Source organism: Streptomyces sp. NPDC058812 (assembly GCF_042744565.1).
GTDB classification, from domain to species: Bacteria; Actinomycetota; Actinomycetes; order Streptomycetales; family Streptomycetaceae; genus Streptomyces; species Streptomyces thinghirensis.
This window is the reverse complement of the sequence record NZ_JBHYOB010000006.1, coordinates 224,085-242,084: the sequence shown is the minus strand read 5'-3', so window position 1 is coordinate 242,084 and position 18,000 is coordinate 224,085. Positions and strand designations below refer to the sequence as shown.

Here is an 18,000-nt window from a genome sequence, read left to right as displayed (position 1 = left end):
CGGCCGACCGCGTCAGCCGTCGTTGTCCCGCCAGCGACCGCCGCTCGGCGCCGAGTCGAAGCGGGTCGCCGCCGACGCGTTGCCGCTGAAATCGTTGCCGGAGACCCGGCCGCCGGTCCAGGTGGCCTCGTGCGCGATCCACACGGCGTGCGTCTGGGTGCGCGGGCGCCCGTCGTCCCGGACGCGGTTGCCGTGCACGTACGGGTGGGTCACGGCGGCGGCGGCGGCGGTGAGGCCGGTGCGCGGGGCCGGGGAGTCCGGGAGGCGGTAGGCGGCGCCGGGCCCGGGGGTGCCGCCCGGCCAGGCCGTCTCCGCGCCGGGTCGTTCGGGGGCGAGGGTGAGTTGGGTGGCGGTGTTGTCGGTGACCACGGCGGTGACCTGGGCGTCGGCCTCGGCGGTGACTTCGGCGCCGGCCTCGGCGTTTCGGGCGCCGACCGTCAGCCGCTTGCCGCGGTGGCCGCCCGGCAGCCAGTCGGCGTTCTCGTCGGTCAGGGACAGCGGCCCGCAGTGGACGCCCTCGCCGCCCCCGTGCGTCTGGGGCGCGGCGCGGCGGCCGTTGTTCCGGACCCGGTTGCCGAAGATCGCCGGTTCGTGCAGCGGGGCGTCGACGCGGATGCCGTCCAGGGCGTTGTCGTGGATGTCGTTCGACTCCAGGACGATGTCGGTGGCGGGCTCCTGGTCGCCGCCGGCCAGGTTGTGCTGCCAGTAGCCGTACCGCCCGTTGTTGCCGATCCGGTTGCCGCGGAAGGCGTACGGCCCCGGCGTGTTGCCGAGCGCTATCCCGTCCCCCGCGTTGCCGTCGATCACGCACCCGGTGACGATGCCGCCGCGCCCGCCGACGCTGGTGGTGCCCTGCGCCGACACGTCGAACCCGGCGACGTGGTTGCCGAGCATCGTGCAGCCGGTGACCAGCAGACCGTCGGCGCCCCAGTCGGAGATGCCGTAGCGGTTGCCCTCGGTGTGGCAGGCGGTGACGCGGATGCCGCGGGGCGGGACCCAGTCGTCCTGCTGGAGTTCGAGGAAGATGCCGTTGGTGCCGTTCCCGGTGGCCGTGCAGTCGGTCACCGCCAGCCGTTCGACCGGCCCCCAGCCGCCGACCCCGATCCCGATGCCCGCGCCGCCCATCTTCTCGCCGGGGTCCTGCCGCCCGCACCGTTCGGCGAGCACGCCCTCGACGACGGTGTCCTGGAGGAAGTCGCACCCGAAGCCGGTGGCGGCGGTGTCGTGGATGTACAGGTCGCTGAAGCGCCCGCGCAGCACGTACTGGAGGCCCAGCCCCTTGGCCAGCACCTCGTACTCCTCGGTCTCCACCCCGGAGCCGTCGATCTCGAAGTGGGCGAAGGTGACGTCGGCGATGTGGTTGTCCCGCCCGGCGCCGTGCTGGGCGGTGGTGAACCAGGCCAGCGGGACCGGCTGCGCCGGGGCGCCCGGGTTGGCGAGCGCGAAGCAGGTGGCACCGCGTCCGGCGCCGATCAGCGAGACGCCGCTGCGCCAGAGCACGGGCCGGTCCCGGATCAGGTACCGCCCGGCGGGCACGCGCACGGTGCGCGGCCGCCCGTCGGCGGCGGTGGCGTCGCCCAGCGCGTCCACCAGCTTCTGCAGGGCCGGCCGGTCGTCGGCGGTGCCGTCCCCGGCCAGGCCGTGGTCATGGGCGTCGGCCGTCAACGGCGCGGTCATGGGGCGCTCCTTCCACCGGCGGCGCGGGAGCGGCGGGCTCGGGGACGGCGCCGCCGCGGTGTGCCGGGTACCAGCCACCGGCCGCTCTCAATCACGGCGGGCGCTCCTGGAGCCCCCGGGAGACCACTCCGGACATTCCTGGCGCTTTATCTCATTTGGGGGTACATAATCAGAACATGAGTACGGCAACGTATGAACTGCTGGCCGCGTCCTCGCACGCGCTCAACCTGACGATCGCCTTCATCGGCGGGCTGGTGATCGCCGGCGCGCTGATCTGGGCCGTACGCATGGGCATGGGGGTCATGGAACGCGAATCCGAACGCCCGCACGCCGACGAGCACGGCAAACTCCCCGCGACCGGCGCCGTCCACGAGGAACGGGAGGCGCGGGAACCCGACGAGATCCCGCTCGCGGCGGACGGAAGCCCACGGCTCATGCCGTACCAGCTCCACCACTCGGGCAGCCGCCGGGGCGAGGACCAGAGCCGCCACCGCTGGCTGCCGGGATCGAGCGGATCCTTCGGCAGCGGCGGTCCGGGACACGTGTGACCCGGCCACCCGACGGGCTCCCGCCCCGGAGCGGGTAGCCCGCGGGCCGACGGGAGCCCCCCGTTCGGCCGAACGCCGGTGTGCGCGCAGGCCTCCGCGGACCTTCACTGGAGAGGTCCCGCGTGCTCACGCGGGACGTGTACTCACCAGGTCCCTGGAGGCGACATGGCCGGTCACCGGGTACGCGGGGCAGTCGGCGTGGTGGTGCTGGCGGGCGCCGTGCTGACCGGTTGCTCCGACGGCGGCGGCGACGGTGACGCACCCTCGGACGCCGGCAGCGCGGCGGCCAGCCGGGCCGCGTCGGCCGCCTCCTCGCTGGCCTCCCAGGGCGCGGACGCCGTGGCGTCGGCCACCGCGGAGGCCGGACGCTGGCTGGAGGACATCCGGGAGGGCGCCGACGTCGAGGGCGACGTGGAACTGGGCGGTCCGAAGACCGACGCCGACGGACGCACCACCGTCGAGGTCACCGTCCGCAACACCGCCGACTCGACGAAGTCCTTCGCGGTGCAGGTGAACTACACGGACCCCGGCGGCGCCCTGCTCGACACGGCCGTCGTCACCGTCCCCGACGTCCCCGCCGGAAAGACCGCCCGTGCCACCGCACGCAGCAGCCACGACCTGTCCGGGGACGTGCGCGCGGCGGTGGCCCGGGCGGTGCGCTACTGACGCCCATGAGCGACCCGGGCGCCGACGCCGGCACCCTCGGCGCCTTCACGGACCAGGACTACGCGGCCCGCATGGAACGGGCCGCGTACGAGGCCGCCGCCCTCGGGCTCGCCGGTGTGCTGGTCACCCCGGGTCCCGACCTGGAGTGGCTGTGCGGCTACCGGCCCGCCAACCCCGCCGAGCGCCTCACCCTCCTCGTCCTCACCGCCGACGCCCAGCCCCGGCTGCTGGTCCCCGGGCTGGAACGCCCGGACGCGGAGGCGGCACCCGGCGCGGGCGCGCTGCGGGTCTTCGAGTGGTGGGACGGCCAGAACCCGCACACCGCGGCGGCCGGGCTGCTGCGCCCGCACGGCCGGTACGGCGTCTCCGACGGAACCTGGGCGCTGCACCTGCTCTGCCTCCAGCAGGCGATGCCGCTCGCCACCTACCAGCCCCTGTCCGCCGTGCTGCCGATGCTGCGCGCGGTGAAGGACGAGCACGAGGTGGCCCGGCTGGCGGCCGCGGCCGCGGCGGCGGACGGCGTGTACGAGGAGGCCCTCGGGCTGCGCTTCGGCGGCCGCCGCGAACGCGACCTGGCCGCCGACCTGGCCCGGCTGCTGCGCGAGCACGGCCACAGCCACGTCGGCTTCACGGCCGTCGGCTCCGGACCCCGCGGCGCCGACCCGCACCACCGGGCCGGCGACCGGGTCATCGCGGACGGCGACATGGTGGTCCTGGACTTCGGCGGCCTCAAGAACGGCTACGGCTCCGACACCACCCGCACCGTCCACGTCGGCGCGCCGACCAGCGAGGAGCGCCGGGTCCACGAGACCGTCCGCAGGGCCCAGCAGGCGGCCTTCGAGGCGGTGCGGCCCGGGGTGTCCTGCCAGGAGATCGACCGGGCGGCCCGCGCGGTGATGGAGGAGGCCGGCCACGCCGAGCACTTCCCGCACCGCACCGGCCACGGTGTCGGCGTCACCAACCACGAGCCGCCCTACCTGGTGGAGGGCGAGGAGCAGCCGCTCGTACCGGGCATGTGCTTCTCCATCGCGCCCGGCATCTACCTCCCCGACCGCTACGGCGTCCGCATCGAGGACGTCGTGACCTGCACGGAGGACGGGGGCCGCCGGCTCAACACCACCTCGCACGAAATGGCGATCGTGGACTGACCGCCGCCGGCCCCGGACATCCCCGCGGACCGCCTACAGCGCCAGCCACACCGTCGTGTCGGGGCCCAGGCGGCCGTCGTCCAGCGGTGCGCTGCTCAGCAGCACCTCCCCGGCCGGCAGGTCGACCGTCGTGCCGGAGAGATTGGTGACGCAGCGCCACCTGTCCGAGCGGTCGAACCGGAGGACCCCGGCCGGGACGTCGTCCGCCCAGGTCAGCGACTCGCCGTCGAGCAGCTTGCGGCGCAGGCGCAGGGCCGTGCGGTACAGCTCCAGGGTCGAGCCCTCCACTCCGTCCTGTGCCTGGACGGAGTACGACGCGAAGTCCGGCGGCTGCGGCAGCCACGCCGCGCCCGCGCCGAAGCCGTACGACGGCCCGCCCGTCGTCCACGGCAGCGGCACCCGGCATCCGTCGCGGCCCTTGCGGACGTGCCCGGTCTGCTCCCAGATCGGGTCCTGGAGCACCTCGGTGGGCAGGTCGGCCACCTCGGGCAGGCCCAGCTCCTCGCCCTGGTAGACGTACGCCGAGCCGGGCAGCGCCAGCATCAGCAGCGTCGCCGCGCGGGCCCGGCGCAGACCCGCCCGCTCGTCGACGGCCGGGGCGCGGCCGCCGGACAGCAGCCAGGCGTCGGTGTCGGTGCCCGGCGGCAGGACCAGCCGGGTGGCGTGGCGGACCACGTCGTGGTTGGACAGCACCCAGGTCGCCGAGGCACCGGCGGCGTGCGCGTCGGCCAGGGAACCGGTGATGATCTCGCGCAGCTCCGCCGCGTCCCAGCCGCCCTGGAGGTATTCGAAGTTGAACGCCTGCCCCAGCTCGTCCGGGCGGGCGTACAGCGCGCGCCGGGCGCCCGGCACCCACGCCTCGGCCACCGCCATGCGGGGCGGGGAGTAGGCGTCGAGGATCTTGCGCCAGTCGCGGTAGACCTCGTGGACGTCGTCGCGGTCGTAGAACGGGTGGGTGCCGGGAGCGAACTCCGTGAGCGCCGCCTCGCTGCTCAGCTCGGGGGAGCCGAGGTCGCGCAGCGGCTCGGTCAGGTCCTTGACCAGCGCGTGCGCCACGTCGACGCGGAAGCCGTCGACGCCCCGGTCACACCAGAACTTCAGCGTGGTGCGGAAGTCGGCGCGGACCTGCTCGTTCTCCCAGTTCAGGTCCGGCTGCTCGGGTGTGAAGAGGTGGAGGTACCACTGCCCGTCGGGCACCCGCTTCCAGGCGCTGCCGCCGAAGACGGACTGCCAGTCGGTGGGCGGGAGTTCTCCCCGCTCGCCGCGGCCGTCCCGGAAGACGTAGCGGTCGCGGGCCGCGGAACCCGGGCCCGCGGCCAGGGCCTCCCGGAACCACGCGTGGCGGTGCGAGGTGTGGTTGGGGACCAGGTCGACGATCACCTTCAGGCCCAGCCGGTGGGCTTCGGCGGCCATCGCGTCGAAGTCGTCCAGGGAGCCCAGGCGCGGGTCGACGTCGCGGTAGTCGTCGACGTCGTAGCCGCCGTCGGCGAGTTCGGACGGGTAGAACGGGCTGAGCCACAGGGCGTCGACGCCCAGGGTCGCCAGATGGGTCAGGCGCTGGGTGATGCCGCGCAGGTCACCGAGCCCGTCGCCGTCGGCGTCGGCGAAGCTGCGGGGGTAGACCTGGTAGATGACGGCCTGCCGCCACCAGTTGGGGTCCTTGGACGACAGGTCGGGCGTGCGGGTGGTGCTGCGTACGGTCACGCGGTCTCCTTCGCGATGCGTGCGGGCGACACGAATAGATCTGTCCACATCACCCGAAAAGCGAACCCGCGCGCCCGCGACGCGCCGGTGCGCTACGCCCCGGTGCGCTCGACCGCCCCCAGGTACAGCCTCACGTACCGCGCCACGTCCACGTCCAACGCGACGTCCACCAGCGGCTGTTCGCGGGTTCCCTCGTGCAGCTCGGACTCCCCGGGGCGGACCCGGCGGTCGACGAGGGTCTGGCCGCGAGCCGGTCCCGGTGCCAGGGACACCTCGACGGGCAGCCGGTGCGTGCTCAGGCCCTCCGGGTCGAGCACCGCGCAGACCGCGCCCGCGTCGCCGAGGCCGCCGCCGGGGTCCGCCTCGTCGGTGGCGGGGCCGCGGTGGGCGAGCAGCTCACCGGCGAGCCGGGTGCCGGGCTCGGCGCTCGCCCGCAGACGGCGCACGTCCGGCCCCGGGACGATCACCCGCTGGAACACGTCCAGCCCGTACATGGTGATCGGTACCCCGGCGGTGAGCAGGATCGCGGCGGCCTCCGGGTCGTGCCACACGTTGAACTCGGCGACCGGCGTCGCGTTCCCGGTGGCCACCGCGCCGCCCATGAACACGATCCGCTCGATGTGGGCGGTGACCTCCGGGTGGGTGCGCAGCAGCAGCGCGATGTTGGTCGCCGGAGCGGTGGGGACCAGGGTGACCGGGCGCGGGGAGGCGAGGATCTCGCGGCGCAGCAGGGTCACCGCGTCGACGTCGACGGGGGCGCGGGTGGGGGCGGGCAGGCCGAGGTCGCCCATGCCGTCGTGGCCGTGCACGTGCCGGGCGGTGCGCACGCCCTCGATCAGCGGGCGCTCGGCGCCCCGGGCGACGGGGACGTCCGGGGCGCCGGCCTGCTCCAGCACGGTCAGCGTGTTCCGTACGACGCCCTCCACGTCGGTGTTCCCGGCCACGCAGGTGACAGCGCGCAGGTCGAGCCCCGGGTGGCGGACCGCCAGCAGCAGGGCCAGCGCGTCGTCGATGCCGGTGTCGCAGTCGATGATCACCGGGATGGGCTGCCGGTCGTCGGAGGCGGTCGTCACTGCGGGGGCTCCTCGGGCTCAGCGGAGGGATCGGGTCCCGGTGACCCTACGCGGGCTCACGCGGGCTCCCACAGCTCGGGGCCGCGCGCCCGCACCCGGCCGGCGATCCGCCGCAGCAGCTCCGCGCCGGACACCCGCCCGGGCCGGCGCCCGTCCCGCAGCCGCACGTCCGCCAGGTCGGCGCCCGCCGCCTCCCGCGCGCCGATCACCGCCTGGTACGGCACCTTCCGCGCCGCCCGGACGCGGGCGCCGAGGCTCCCCCGCTCCGGCCCGGCGACCTCGGCGCGCAGCCCCAGGTCACCGGCGCGCCGTACGAGGTCGTACGCCGGGTCCTGCTGCGCCTCACCGACCGGCAGCACCACCAGCTGCACCGGCGCCAGCCACGCCGGGAACGCCCCGCCGTGCGCCTCGATCAGGTGCGCGACCACCCGCTCCACGCTGCCGATGACGCTGCGGTGCACCATGACCGGGCGGTGCCGGGCGCCGTCGGGGCCGGTGTAGCGCAGGCCGAAGCGCTCGGGCTGGTGGAAGTCGATCTGGACGGTGGAGAGGGTGGACTCGCGCCCGGCGGCGTCCGCGACCTGCACGTCGATCTTCGGTCCGTAGAAGGCGGCCTCACCCTCCACCGCCTCGTACGGCAGCCCGTCCAGGGCCTCCTCCAGCAGTGCGGTGGCCCGCCGCCACAGCTCCGGGTCGGCCACGTACTTGCCGCCCGGGCCGGGCAGCGAGAGGCGGTAGCGGGCGGCCCGGACGCCGAGGTCGGCGTGGGCGCGGCGGATGAGGCCGAGGGCGGCGCGGGCCTCGGCGGCGGCCTGGTCCGGGGTGCAGAAGATGTGCGCGTCGTTGAGGTGGATGGCCCGCACGCGGGTCAGGCCGCCCAGCACGCCGGAAGGTTCGGAGCGGTACATGGCGCCCAGCTCGGCGATCCGCAGGGGCAGTTCCCGGTAGCTGTGGGAGCGGGAGCGGTAGACCAGGGCGTGGTGGGGGCACAGGCTCGGGCGGAGCACGACCTCCTCCGCGCCCAGCTCCATCGGCGGGAACATGTCGTCCCGGTAGTGCTCCCAGTGACCCGAGATCTCGTACAGCTCGCGTTTGCCGAGGACGGGCGAGTACACGTGCCGGTAGCCGGCCCGGCGCTCCGCCTCGCGGACGTACTCCTCCAGGGTGTGGCGGACGATCGCCCCGTCGGGCAGCCAGTACGGCAGGCCCGCGCCCATCAGGGGATCGGTGTCGAACAGCCCGAGTTCGCGGCCGAGCCGCCGGTGGTCGTGGTCCGGGCCGGGGATTCGGTCCTGCTCCTGGTCGTGCACGGTGGTCTCCTCTGGACGGAGGACGAGCACCACGCGAAGAAGCCCCGGGGCGCTCGCCCCGGGGCTTCGGACTCTGCTCAGCAGTCAGCGCGCCGGGACACTCCCCGGCGTCGTCATCAGGAAATGGCGCGCGCGCTTCATGGAACGGGACGGTACCCGCGGGCGGACGCCGCCGCGAGCCGTTTTCCGCCGGGCGCCTCACCCGGACGGCCCCGCACGCTGGTGGTGGGGCGGGGGCGGTGGTGCCGTGGAGGGTGCGACCGACCGATCCTGAACGGCGCCGGTCGCCCCGGCCCGCCAGGAGGCACCTGTGCAGCATGCCCCCGCCGCCCGTCCCCTGCTCGTCTCCGCGCTCTCGGCGGCGCTGACGCTGACGGTGGCCGCCTGCTCCGCGGGCGGCCGGGCGGCGGACCCGCCCGTCGGCACCGCGCCCGCGACCGCGCAGTCCCCGGCCACGCTTCCCTCGCCCGCCGTGCCGCCCGTACTCACCCGGGGGCAGGCGCGGGCGGCCCTGATCACGGCGGCCGACCTGGGGGAGGCGTGGGAGCCGACGCGAGGTGCCGCGACCTGGCGGGACCAGGTACTCAAGGCCACCGCCGAGCGGCCCGACTGCGGGCGGCTGCTGGACGTCCTCTACACCGAGGAGCTGTTCGGCGCCGCCACCGCCCCCAGGGCCACGGCCGCCCTGGACGACGCGGCCGGCGGGGCCCAGCTGCACTACCGGATCACCTCGTACCGCGCGGCCGACATCGACCGGGCGCTGACCTGGCTCGGGACGCTGCCGGACACGTGCGGGCGGTTCACGGCCCGGGCCGCCCGCGGCACCGCCCTGGACGTCCGGGTCGCCGACCTGGCACCGCCGAAGGCGGGGGACGCCCGGCAGGGCCTGCGGGTGACGGTGAACGCCGAGGGCGCCGTCCTCACCGTGGACCTCGTCGCCGTACGCGTGGGCGACGACGCGATCAGCCTCACCAACGGCGTCCCCGGCGAACCGGCCGAAGCCGCCACCCGTACGGCCGTCGAGGTGGGGACGCGGCGGCTGACGGAGGCCCGGCGGCAGGGGCGGGCGCAGGTCTAGCGAACGGACGGACCGGGTCGGGACCTGTCGGCCGGGCCGAGCCTCGCCGTACGTCGCGCGGCGCCGGCCCCCGGGTACGCGGCGCGACACGTGCGAGGCGAGACCGCGACGAACATCGCCGGGGACCCGCCCGCCGACGGCCGTCGGCAATGCCCCTGGGGCACCGCCTACTAGGTGTGCTGTCCGGCGGATCAGGTCGCAGGAAAGCGACGGCGCCTCATCAGCGCGGGTGAGCGGGGGCTGGTGCGTCCAGCTGCAGGGCGGAGGAGGGCGACAGGGCGGAGCCCCGGCAACCGACGACAACGCCGCAGATGGGCGTGCCGGCCCCCGCGTCCGCGGCATGATCCGCCGGACAGGCCCCTAGCTAGCTAGTCGTCGCGGTCGAAGCGCCGGCGGTGGGTGAGCACGGCGCGGGCCACGTCGTGGGCGGTGCGGCCGCACACGAACGCGTCGGCGCGCAGCCGGGCCAGGGCCTCGTCGGCGCCGACCCCCAGCTGGGCCATGATCATGCCGACGGCCTGGTAGACCTCGTCGTGGTCACCGGCCAGCTGGTCCAACCAGGCCTCCTCCCCGCGCGGCAGCGCCATCAGCGCCGTCGTCATGACCCCGGCCACGCGCCGCGCCAGGCTCAGCTGCGGCCCGGCCAGCGGGCCGGGGGTGTCCCGGTAGAGGTCGAGGGTGCCCAGGCAACCGGCGGCGCTGCCCAGCGGCAGCGCGTAGACCGCCCGTACGCCGACGGCCGTCGCCTGCTGGGCGAAGACGGGCCACCGGCCGGCGTCGGCACCGGCCGTCAGATCGCAGGCGAGCACCGGGGCGCCCGACTCGGCGGCGCTCACACAGGGGCCGTCCCCCAGCGTGGCCTGGAGCTCGGCCAGGTACGTCGCCCGGTCACCGCTGGCACACAGCCGTACCGGCACGCCCTCGCCGCGCAGCGACGCGCTCGCCCCGGTCACCGGCAGGAGCCGTACGGCCGCCCGGCACAGTCGTCCCGGCACCTCGTCCGGCGGAGCGCCCCGTACTTGGGCGGCGATCACCTCGGCGGCGCGTGCCCCGTCCGAGGACCACCCGGGTTCGTCGCTGGGCCGCACGCGCACCGCCTCCTTCACTCACGCGGCCGCAGGCTCGACTACCCGTGCCCGACCGGGGGAAACCAGGGCGGGCCGCAGGTCGTGGACGGGTGCTCAGCGCTTCTCGTACGGGTTCGCGGGCTGCTCCACCCGACGTACGTCCGTCGCGTCGAGGACCGGCGGCCAGGCCGCGTCCGAGCCGAGTTCGCCCTCCGGGTGCCAGCCGCCGGTGACCGTGACCCACGTGTCGACGGGCGGGGCGCCGGCCCCGCGGATCTCGGCCTTGCCGGTGGTGGCGTCGGCGGCGCAGCAGGAGACGAGGAGCCTGGTGACGTACCAGGTGCCGTCCTCGCCGTGGGTGACGAAGCCGGTGAGGCGGACGGTACGGCCGGTCAGCGACCGTTCGCTGTCGTAGAGCGCGCGGGAGCCGAACTCGGCGAGGGTCAGCTCCACCGGGTCCCCGGACGGCAGCGCCGGGAAGGTGCCGACCCCCCGCGCCGCACGCTGCGCCGCCTCGCGGCCCGCGCTGTAGGAGCCGAGCGCGGGCGGCGGGAACAGCAGCAGGGCGAGGGCGGGCAGGGTGAGCAGCCAGGCGACGCGGGGGCCGGCGGGGCCGTGGCTGTGGCCGTGGGCGTCCGTCTCCTCGTCCGCCTCCCCACGGCCGTGCCGGGCGAGGGCCGTCGCCGCCGCGAGCAGCACCAGCACCGCCCCGGACACGATCAGGTACGGCCGCAGGCCCGGCTGTACGTACCGCAGGTAGAGGTCGCCGAAGAGCGAGACGCGCAGCACCGCCGCGCCGGTCAGCGCGAGCAGGACCGCCGGTCCGTACCGCCTCACAGCAGCCACCACCCCACCAGCACGCTGCTCGCCACGGCCACCACCCAGGTCACCGACGCGAACCGCACCGCGAAGGCCCGGCCGAAGGTCCCGGTCTGCAGCGCGATCAGCTTCAGGTCGACCATCGGCCCCACCACCATGAACGCCAGCCGCGCGGTCGGCGAGAACCCGCTCAGCGAGGCGGCGACGAACGCGTCCGCCTCGCTGCACACGCACAGCACCACCGCGAGGACCGCGAGCAGCAGCACGGACAGCCAGGCGGAGGCGGTGAAGACGTCCAGCACGGACTGGGGGACGGCGACGTTGAAGGCGGCGGCCGCACCCGCGCCGACGACGAGGAAGCCGCCCGCGTGCAGGAAGTCGTGCCGCAGCCCGGAGACGAAGCCGGTCCAGCCGTACGACGCCGCTCCGGGCGCCGTACGGCTCTTCGGCAGGCGCAGCCACTCGTCCTTCCCGAACCGGACCCACAGCCAGCCCATCACCACCGCGGCCGTGAGCGAGGCGAGCAGGCGGGCGGCGACCATGGCGGGCTGCCCGGGGAACGCGATCGACGTGGCCACCAGCACCACCGGGTTGATCGCGGGCGCCGACAGGAGGAACGCGAGGGCCGCCGCCGGGGCGACCCCGCGCCGCATCAGGCTCCCGGCCACCGGCACCGACGCGCACTCGCAGCCGGGCAGCACCACCCCCGCCGCCCCCGCGACGGGCACGGCGAGGGCCTGGTTGCGGGGCAGGAGGCGGCTGAAGGCGCGCTCCGGCACGAACGCCCCGATCGCCGCCGAGACGACCGTGCCGAGCAGCAGGAAGGGCACGCCCTGGACGACGACGGCGGTGAACACCGTCCACCAGGCCGCCACCGGGGGCGTGTAGAGGTCGAGCGCCAGGGCCGGGCCCAGTACCGAGACCACGGTGGCGATGGCGAGCAGCGCGGTGCCGCCGAGCACGGCGTACACCAGCGCGCGCACGGCGAGCCGCACACCGTCGGCCACGGTCCGTCGGTCGTCCACGTTCCTCGCACCCCGCTCGTCCCTGCCCCCGCGGGCACTCTGACCGGCGCCGCTGTGCGCAGCCCAGGATTCCCTACAGCGGCGGCTGTGCGGGCGCCGGGCCCAGGGTCGTCGTGCCGGGTGCCGTGCGGTGTCCGAGGCCGGTGCGGTAGGCGTCGAGGGCCGCCTCCACCCGGCCGGTGCGGCGCAGCAGGTCGCCGAGGAGCCGGCACAGGTCGGCCAGGTCGCCGGCGGCGCCGGCCCGTTCGAGCAGGCTGAGGGCGCGGACGTAGTGCTCCTCGGCGGCCTCGGTGTCCCGGGCGTCCTCGGCAATGATGCCGAGCAGCCGGTGCGCGCCCGCGGAGTGCACGGCGCCGCGTTCGGAGGAGAGGTCGTCCAGTACCCCGTGCAGCAGTTCCGCGGCCTCCTCGGACTTGCCGCGCCGGTGCAGTACGTCGGCCAGCTCGACGGCGACCTGGCTGCTGTAGAGGGCGGCGCGGGTGGCGGAGAGCATGCCGAGGGCCTCCCGCATCTCCTCCTCGGCGCGCGGGAGTTCGCCGTTCTGGGCGCAGACGTAGCCGCGCATCCAGTGGCAGTTGGCCAACTCGGTGCGGAGTTGCAGCGTGCGGTACAGCTCGGCCGCCTTGGCGAGCGAGGCGTCGGCCTCGGTGAGGCGGCCCTCGGCGAGCAGGGTGCGGGCGACGGAGCGGTGCATGCGGGCCACCAGCGCGGGGTCGCCGGCGCTGGGGGCGAGGGAGAGGGCGAGTTCGGCGGCCTGGGCGGCGCGCGCGTGGGCGCCCATGTCCATGTACGGGCCGATGGCGCTGGCGTAGAGCAGGAGCAGCGCGTCGGGGTCGTGCAGGCCGCCGCGGTTCAGCTCGTCGAGGGTGGTCTCCAGGAGGTAGACGGCGTACCGCAGTTCACCGGCGAGGTAGTGGGCGAGGGCGCGTCCGCGCAGGGCCGGGACGCGGGCGGGCAGCGGGGCACCGGCGTCGGCGAGGCACTGTTCGGCCCGCTCGAAGTACTGGCGCCCGGAGGCCAGTTCGCCGGTCTCCACGGCGCACTCCCCGAGTCCGAGCAGCGCGGCGGCCCGTTCCTCGGGCAGCTCGTGGGTCTCGGCCTCGGCGAGCAGTTCGGTGTACTGCCCGGCCGCCTGTTCGGCGCCGTCGGTGGCGAGCGTGCGCCGCGCCTCGGTGAGCCTGAGCCGCAGATCGGTGGCGAGCCTGGCCGGGCGTCCGGTGGCCAGCTCCTCGTAGCCGACGCCGAGCCGTTCGGCGAGATGCCGCAGCGCCTCGTCGGAGGGGCGGACGCGGCCGGCCTCCAGGGTGGAGATGTAGGCGGGGGTGTAGGCCGGTTCCGCGAGCTGGCGCTGGGTCATCCCGCGCTCGGCCCGCAGTCGCTGCACCCGGCGGCCGATGGCCACCCGGTCGTCACGGTCCCCCACTGCCAACTCCCTCTGCGGCTCTTGCCGTTCGACTCCGGCGACTCTAGGTTAAACCGCGGATTAAGCGCGCTTAACAGCGCTTGGCACAATCCGTACGATCCCGCAGAGGACACCGTGCCCGAACGCACACGCACCGCCGAACGCTACGCCAGAGCCCTCGCCGCGGCCGTCGCCGCCGTGGCCTGCCTGCTGCTGGCCGCGAACGCGGGACCGACGGACACGGCACACCCGCCGGCGCCCGCCACGGAACGGGACACCACGCCGGTCACGGACTCGGTCACGGACTCACTGGTCACCGTGAGCCGCTGAGGCGGCCGGGTCGGCTGGTCAGTCCGGCAGGGCGCGTCCGAGGGCCTCGTCCAGTCGCCGCGCCAGTTCAGCGTCGCCCGGTGGATCGTCGGCGAACAGGGCACCCAGCACGGTGGTGAAGGTCTGGGTGAAGGCGCCGTACAGCGGCGTGCGCGGGCGGTGGACCGCCTCCCGAAGGGCGGGCAGCAGGATGTCGCGGGCGTACTCCGGCCGGCCGGCGGCGTCGCGGGGCACGGTGTCGGCGCCCTCACCGGTCGGGGCCGCCGAAGGCGTCGCGGCGCCCGCCGCGCACGTCACGGCGTCGTCCGTGTACGCGGAGGTGCGCGTCGCCGCGAAACCGGCGTCCAGCAGGCAGCGCTCGCTCTCCTTGCCGGTCAGGTACCTGATCAGGTCGGTCGCCTTGGCCCTCCGCTGGGACGCCGCGGTCACGGCGAGGTTCTGGCCGCCGAGCACGGCCCGCCCCGGCAACGCGGCCACCCCGAGCCGGTCGTCGTCGGGGAACGACTGGTGCAGGGCGGGGTACACGTACGGCCAGTGCCGCAGGAAGGTGGTGCGGCCGGCGGCGAAGTCGCCCAGGGAGGCCGCCTCGTCGGAGCGGAACGCGTCCGGGAGCACGTAGGACGCCTCGGTGCGGCGGCGCAGCTCGTCGATGCCCTTCGTCAGCTCCTCGACGGTGGCGTCGTAGTCCCCGTCCTCGTCGGTGAGCGCGAAGTCCGGTACGGCCGACGCGAACGCCTCCACCGCGTTGACCGTGCGCCCCTCGTACGCGGCGAGCTGGGTCGTCCAGCCCTTCTCGTAACCGGCGGGCTTGTGCTCGTCGATGGTGGTGATCAGCTTCTTCAGCTCCGGCCAGTCCAGGCCGCCCGTCAGGTCGGGGCGCTCGACACCCGCCTGCCGCAGGTGGTCGCGCCGGTAGTAGAGCAGGCCGACGTCGCTGTTGAAGGGCGCGGCGTACACCTCGCCGTTCCAGCGGGCCGTGCTCGCCACGGGCGCGATGACGTCGTCGTCGAGCAGCGTCCTCGGCAGCGGGCTGATCAGGTCCGCGGCGGCGAACTCCGGGACCCAGGTGACGTCGAGGTTGACCACGTCGTAGGCGGCGCTGCCGGACTGGAGCGCGCCGAGCAGCTGGCTGCGCTGTTCGTCCGCGTTGCCGGGGAGTTCGACGAGCCGGGCGCGGTAGCCGGTGCCGGCCTTCTCCTGCTCGGTGTTCCAGGCGTCGATGAGCCGCTGGCGGATGCCGTTCTTGCCGGTGACGTCCCGGCCGCTGGCGACCACGATGTCGCCGGGCACGTCGCCGGAGGGCGTCGCCGCGGTCCCGCCGCCGTCACCGTCGCCACTGCAGGCGGTCGGCAGGATCAGGAGCAGCGGGGCCAGCAGGACGGCGGACCGCCGGTGCCGTTGTCGCCGTCGTTGCCGTTGCCATTGCCATTGCCATTGCCATTGCCATTGCCATCGTCGTTGCCGTTGTCGTTGTCGTTGTCGTCCTCGGAGCATCAGGCTTCCCCCGTACCGGTGCGCGCGACCTCGTCGTGCAGGGCGGCACCGAGGTCGTCGTCGGCGTCCACGCAGCGGCCGCCGCTCGCCTCGGAGACCAGGGCGTCCGGCTTCCCCTCGTCGCAGGCGCCGCTCTTGAGGGAGACCATCGCGACGGGCGTCTCCCCCGCGCGGGCGAGGGCCAGCAGGTCGCCGAAGCCGTCGCCGGTGAGCCGGCCCGCGTCCTCGTCGTCGGTGACGAAGACGATCAGCCCGGGGCGCTCGTCACCGGCGCCGCGTTGCGCCATGCTGTCGAGCGCGTCCCGCAGGGCTCCGCGCGGGTCGGCCTCGGCGTCCCGGACCTCGGCCTCGCGGTCGACGGTGCGCTCGGCGTCCTTACGGGTGTGCCGGCCGAAGGGCAGCAGGGTGTCGTACGTGTCCCCGTCGGTGCCCGACACCGCCCACACGCCGTACTCGTCCCGGTCGCCGAGCCCGCCCAGCGACTGTTTCAGCAGGCCCGGACCGCCGCTGGGCCCCTCCCACTGGCCGGCCATCGAACCGGAGCTGTCCAGCAGGAACAGCACCCGCCCGGGACCGTTGGCACCCCGGTAGCCCTCCAGGGCCGCCTCCATCGCGTCCCGTCCGGCGGACTCGGTCAGCGGGGACGGCGCCCGCAGCACCCCGTCGCCGACCTCGCCGGTGTCCAGCAGGGCGCGGTCGCCGGTGCTCGCGCGGAAGCCGTCCCGGGCGAACGCGGCGCGGCCCCCCTCGCCGGTGAGCCACGTCCGGAAACCGTCCGCCGCGCTGTCGCGGTCGGCCGTGTCGCGGTCGGCGCCCTGCCAGCGGACGCGGACGAAGAGGGGCTCCAGGCCGGGTACGTCGCCCGGGTACTGCGCCATGCGCGGGGTGCGGCGGGCGCTGTCGCAGCCGACGCCGCTCTTCAGCAGGAACTCGGGGACCAGGGCCGCGGTGCGGTTGTCGACGGCGTCGTCGTCGGGCAGCGCGCACAGCAGCTCGGCGGCGGTCGGCGAGGGCGGGCCGGGCCGGGCGACCCGGTCCTCGGCGCGGCGGGGGTCCGGGGCGGCGTCGCCGGTGCCGCGGTACAGACCGATCGTGGCGAGCAGCCCGGTGTCGGCGTACTCCGGGTCGGGTCGGCGCACCTCGGTGTCCGCGTGCCGGTCGCGCAGGTCGTCGATCATCCGGGTGAGCGGGGGGCCGGTGCGCTCGTCGCGGTCCTCGGCGGCGATGTCCTGGGGGACGGCGAGCACGATCGGGGAGTACGCGAAGGGCTCCTCGTCGGGGTCGAGTTCGGCCACGGCGTCGGTGTCCTGCCCGGCGGTGACCCGGGCGGCGTCGGCGGGGGAGCCGGGTATCCACACGTCGGGCTGCGGGCCGACGTCGCGCTGCGGGTTGGTGTCGTCGTCGCGGGGCTCCTGCCAGGCGCCGGTCTGCCTGCGCAGGGCGGTGACCGCGTCGGCGGCGCCCGCGCTGTACACGGTGATGCCGCTGCGCCGGCAGCCCTCGCCGGTGGTGTTCTCCCCGGACGTCAGATACGCGTCGGCGGCGGCCCGGACGGTCGGCTCCAGGTCGGGGTCGGTGAGCACGCGCAGCTCCAGGGGCGGGGCGCAGGAGGCCGGGCCGCCGGTCCGGCCGGCGAGCTGGTGGACGCCGATGCCCGCGGCGGCGGCCAGAACCAGCAACACCGCCGCCCAGGTGACCGGCCACCGCCACCGCTCGAACCAACGTCTCACCGCCTCCCCCACCGCCCGGAGCGTCTCGGAGTCACGGATGCGACGGATCAGCGCACGCCCCGCCGCGCCCACCCCGCCCAGCAGCACGGCCAGACCGGCCCGGACGCGGCGGACGATGCCCGGCCCGGGCGGCCCGGGCGGCCCGGGCGGCGGGGGCGGCGGCGGTACGGGCGGACGAGCGGCCCTCGGCCGGGCGGCGAGGAGCAGGTCCTCCCCAGGCTCGACGCGGCTCTCCGGCTCCCAGGCGTCCCCGCGTACCGTCCGGTGGCCGGCGGCGGACATCCGGGCCCGCAGGTCGTCCGCGAGAGCGCGGAACGACACGTCGCCGCCCGCCTCCAGCAGCGCTGCGAGCTCGGCGGTGAACGGCGTCGGGGTGCCGGGCCCGCCCGCGTCGATGCGGTGATTGGCCTGCACGCTCATCAGCAGCAGCACCCGCCGCTTGTCGCGGGGCTCCGGACGGATCCAGGCGGCGTTGCCCGCGAAGCAGCAGTCGAGGACGACCACGATCCGCCGCGCCGGGCCGGCGGCGAGCACCGCCTGCACGGTGCTGAACATCTCCGCGCCGGGGAAGACCGCGTGTCCGCCCGCGACCACGCGCGCGTTGCGCATCTGCAGGAACAGCTCGTCGCCCGCGTTCGGTATCGCCCCGTGCCCGGCGAAGTACAGCAGCAGGACGCCCTCGGCCTCCTTGGCGGCCGTCCACAGCTCCCGGCCGAAGGTGACCTGGTCGGGGGAGCGGCACACCGCGATCTCCCGCTCACCGAAGACCCCGCCGTGCCGCAGCGCCTCCCCCAGCCGGTTCAGGTTGTGCTTGACCGCGGGGAGATCGCCGGGCACGCCGTCCGGCGGCGCCGTGTTGTCGTACTCGGACACTCCGACCAGCAGCGCCCGGTTCGCCTTCCCCCGCGGGTCGTAACCGGTCACCGGCC

At 75.4% G+C, this 18,000-nt stretch carries 15 protein-coding genes; 5 read left to right on the top strand and 10 right to left on the bottom strand.

Translation table 11 applies throughout. From position 1 onward, the window contains the following. Positions 1–12: 12 nt before the first annotated feature. Positions 13–1,677 (bottom strand): right-handed parallel beta-helix repeat-containing protein, encoded by a 1,665-nt coding sequence (locus tag ACFW48_RS14970; RefSeq protein WP_386314485.1) that lies wholly within the window; start codon positions 1,675–1,677, stop codon positions 13–15. A 176-nt stretch (positions 1,678–1,853) separates the two neighbouring features. Here ACFW48_RS14970 and ACFW48_RS14965 point away from each other — a divergent pair, with 176 nt between their 5' ends. The 3 genes from ACFW48_RS14965 to ACFW48_RS14955 all read left to right on the top strand — a co-directional run bounded on the left by ACFW48_RS14965 (position 1,854) and on the right by ACFW48_RS14955 (position 4,039). Then, entirely contained in the window at positions 1,854–2,225 is a 372-nt protein-coding gene (locus ACFW48_RS14965) for a DUF6479 family protein (RefSeq protein ID WP_386314483.1), read from the top strand. 165 nt (positions 2,226–2,390) lie between these two features. Continuing rightward, complete coding sequence (locus ACFW48_RS14960) at positions 2,391–2,891, top strand: FxLYD domain-containing protein (RefSeq protein ID WP_386314480.1); 501 nt, start codon at positions 2,391–2,393, stop codon at positions 2,889–2,891. A gap of 5 nt (positions 2,892–2,896) precedes the next feature. Beyond that, complete coding sequence (locus ACFW48_RS14955) at positions 2,897–4,039, top strand: aminopeptidase P family protein (protein WP_386314478.1); 1,143 nt, start codon at positions 2,897–2,899, stop codon at positions 4,037–4,039. Between the two features lie 33 nt (positions 4,040–4,072). On the opposite strand, the gene ACFW48_RS14950 is transcribed toward ACFW48_RS14955, so the two are convergent. The 3 genes from ACFW48_RS14950 to thrS all read right to left on the bottom strand — a co-directional run bounded on the left by ACFW48_RS14950 (position 4,073) and on the right by thrS (position 8,126). Next, entirely contained in the window at positions 4,073–5,743 is a 1,671-nt protein-coding gene (locus ACFW48_RS14950) for a glycoside hydrolase family 13 protein (protein WP_386314475.1), read from the bottom strand. A gap of 92 nt (positions 5,744–5,835) precedes the next feature. Beyond that, positions 5,836–6,816, bottom strand: coding sequence for a nucleoside hydrolase (locus ACFW48_RS14945; protein ID WP_386314473.1), 981 nt, complete (start codon positions 6,814–6,816; stop codon positions 5,836–5,838). Positions 6,817–6,872: 56 nt separating this feature from the next. Beyond that, positions 6,873–8,126, bottom strand: coding sequence for a threonine--tRNA ligase (thrS, locus tag ACFW48_RS14940; RefSeq protein ID WP_386314470.1), 1,254 nt, complete (start codon positions 8,124–8,126; stop codon positions 6,873–6,875). Positions 8,127–8,436: 310 nt separating this feature from the next. Here thrS and ACFW48_RS14935 point away from each other — a divergent pair, with 310 nt between their 5' ends. After that, the gene (locus ACFW48_RS14935) at positions 8,437–9,204 is read left to right on the top strand and encodes a hypothetical protein (RefSeq protein WP_386314468.1); all 768 of its coding nucleotides are present in this window, start codon (positions 8,437–8,439) and stop codon (positions 9,202–9,204) included. 368 nt (positions 9,205–9,572) lie between these two features. Here the strand turns inward: ACFW48_RS14935 and ACFW48_RS14930 are convergent, their stop codons facing one another. From ACFW48_RS14930 to ACFW48_RS14915, 4 genes are all read right to left on the bottom strand, one after another. Continuing rightward, positions 9,573–10,292, bottom strand: a complete 720-nt coding sequence (locus ACFW48_RS14930) for a GAF and ANTAR domain-containing protein (protein WP_386314465.1) — start codon at positions 10,290–10,292, stop codon at positions 9,573–9,575. A 93-nt stretch (positions 10,293–10,385) separates the two neighbouring features. Next, positions 10,386–11,108 (bottom strand): TIGR03943 family putative permease subunit, encoded by a 723-nt coding sequence (locus ACFW48_RS14925; protein ID WP_386314909.1) that lies wholly within the window; start codon positions 11,106–11,108, stop codon positions 10,386–10,388. Continuing rightward, a complete protein-coding gene (locus tag ACFW48_RS14920; protein WP_386314463.1) occupies positions 11,105–12,115 on the bottom strand; it encodes a permease in 1,011 nt (336 codons plus the stop codon). The genes ACFW48_RS14925 and ACFW48_RS14920 overlap by 4 nt, the downstream gene beginning before the upstream one ends. A 73-nt stretch (positions 12,116–12,188) precedes the next feature. Further along, on the bottom strand, positions 12,189–13,538 hold the full coding sequence (locus tag ACFW48_RS14915) for a helix-turn-helix domain-containing protein (protein ID WP_386314461.1): 1,350 nt from the start codon (positions 13,536–13,538) through the stop codon (positions 12,189–12,191). Between the two features lie 114 nt (positions 13,539–13,652). On the opposite strand from ACFW48_RS14915, the gene ACFW48_RS14910 reads away from it, so the two are divergent. Continuing rightward, positions 13,653–13,847, top strand: a complete 195-nt coding sequence (locus tag ACFW48_RS14910; protein ID WP_386314459.1) for a hypothetical protein — start codon at positions 13,653–13,655, stop codon at positions 13,845–13,847. A gap of 18 nt (positions 13,848–13,865) precedes the next feature. On the opposite strand, the gene ACFW48_RS14905 is transcribed toward ACFW48_RS14910, so the two are convergent. Together ACFW48_RS14905 and ACFW48_RS14900 are read right to left on the bottom strand one after the other, a co-directional pair. Then, positions 13,866–15,224 (bottom strand): extracellular solute-binding protein, encoded by a 1,359-nt coding sequence (locus tag ACFW48_RS14905; RefSeq protein WP_386314906.1) that lies wholly within the window; start codon positions 15,222–15,224, stop codon positions 13,866–13,868. Between the two features lie 116 nt (positions 15,225–15,340). Next, entirely contained in the window at positions 15,341–17,995 is a 2,655-nt protein-coding gene (locus ACFW48_RS14900; protein WP_386314456.1) for a substrate-binding domain-containing protein, read from the bottom strand. Positions 17,996–18,000 lie beyond the last annotated feature (5 nt).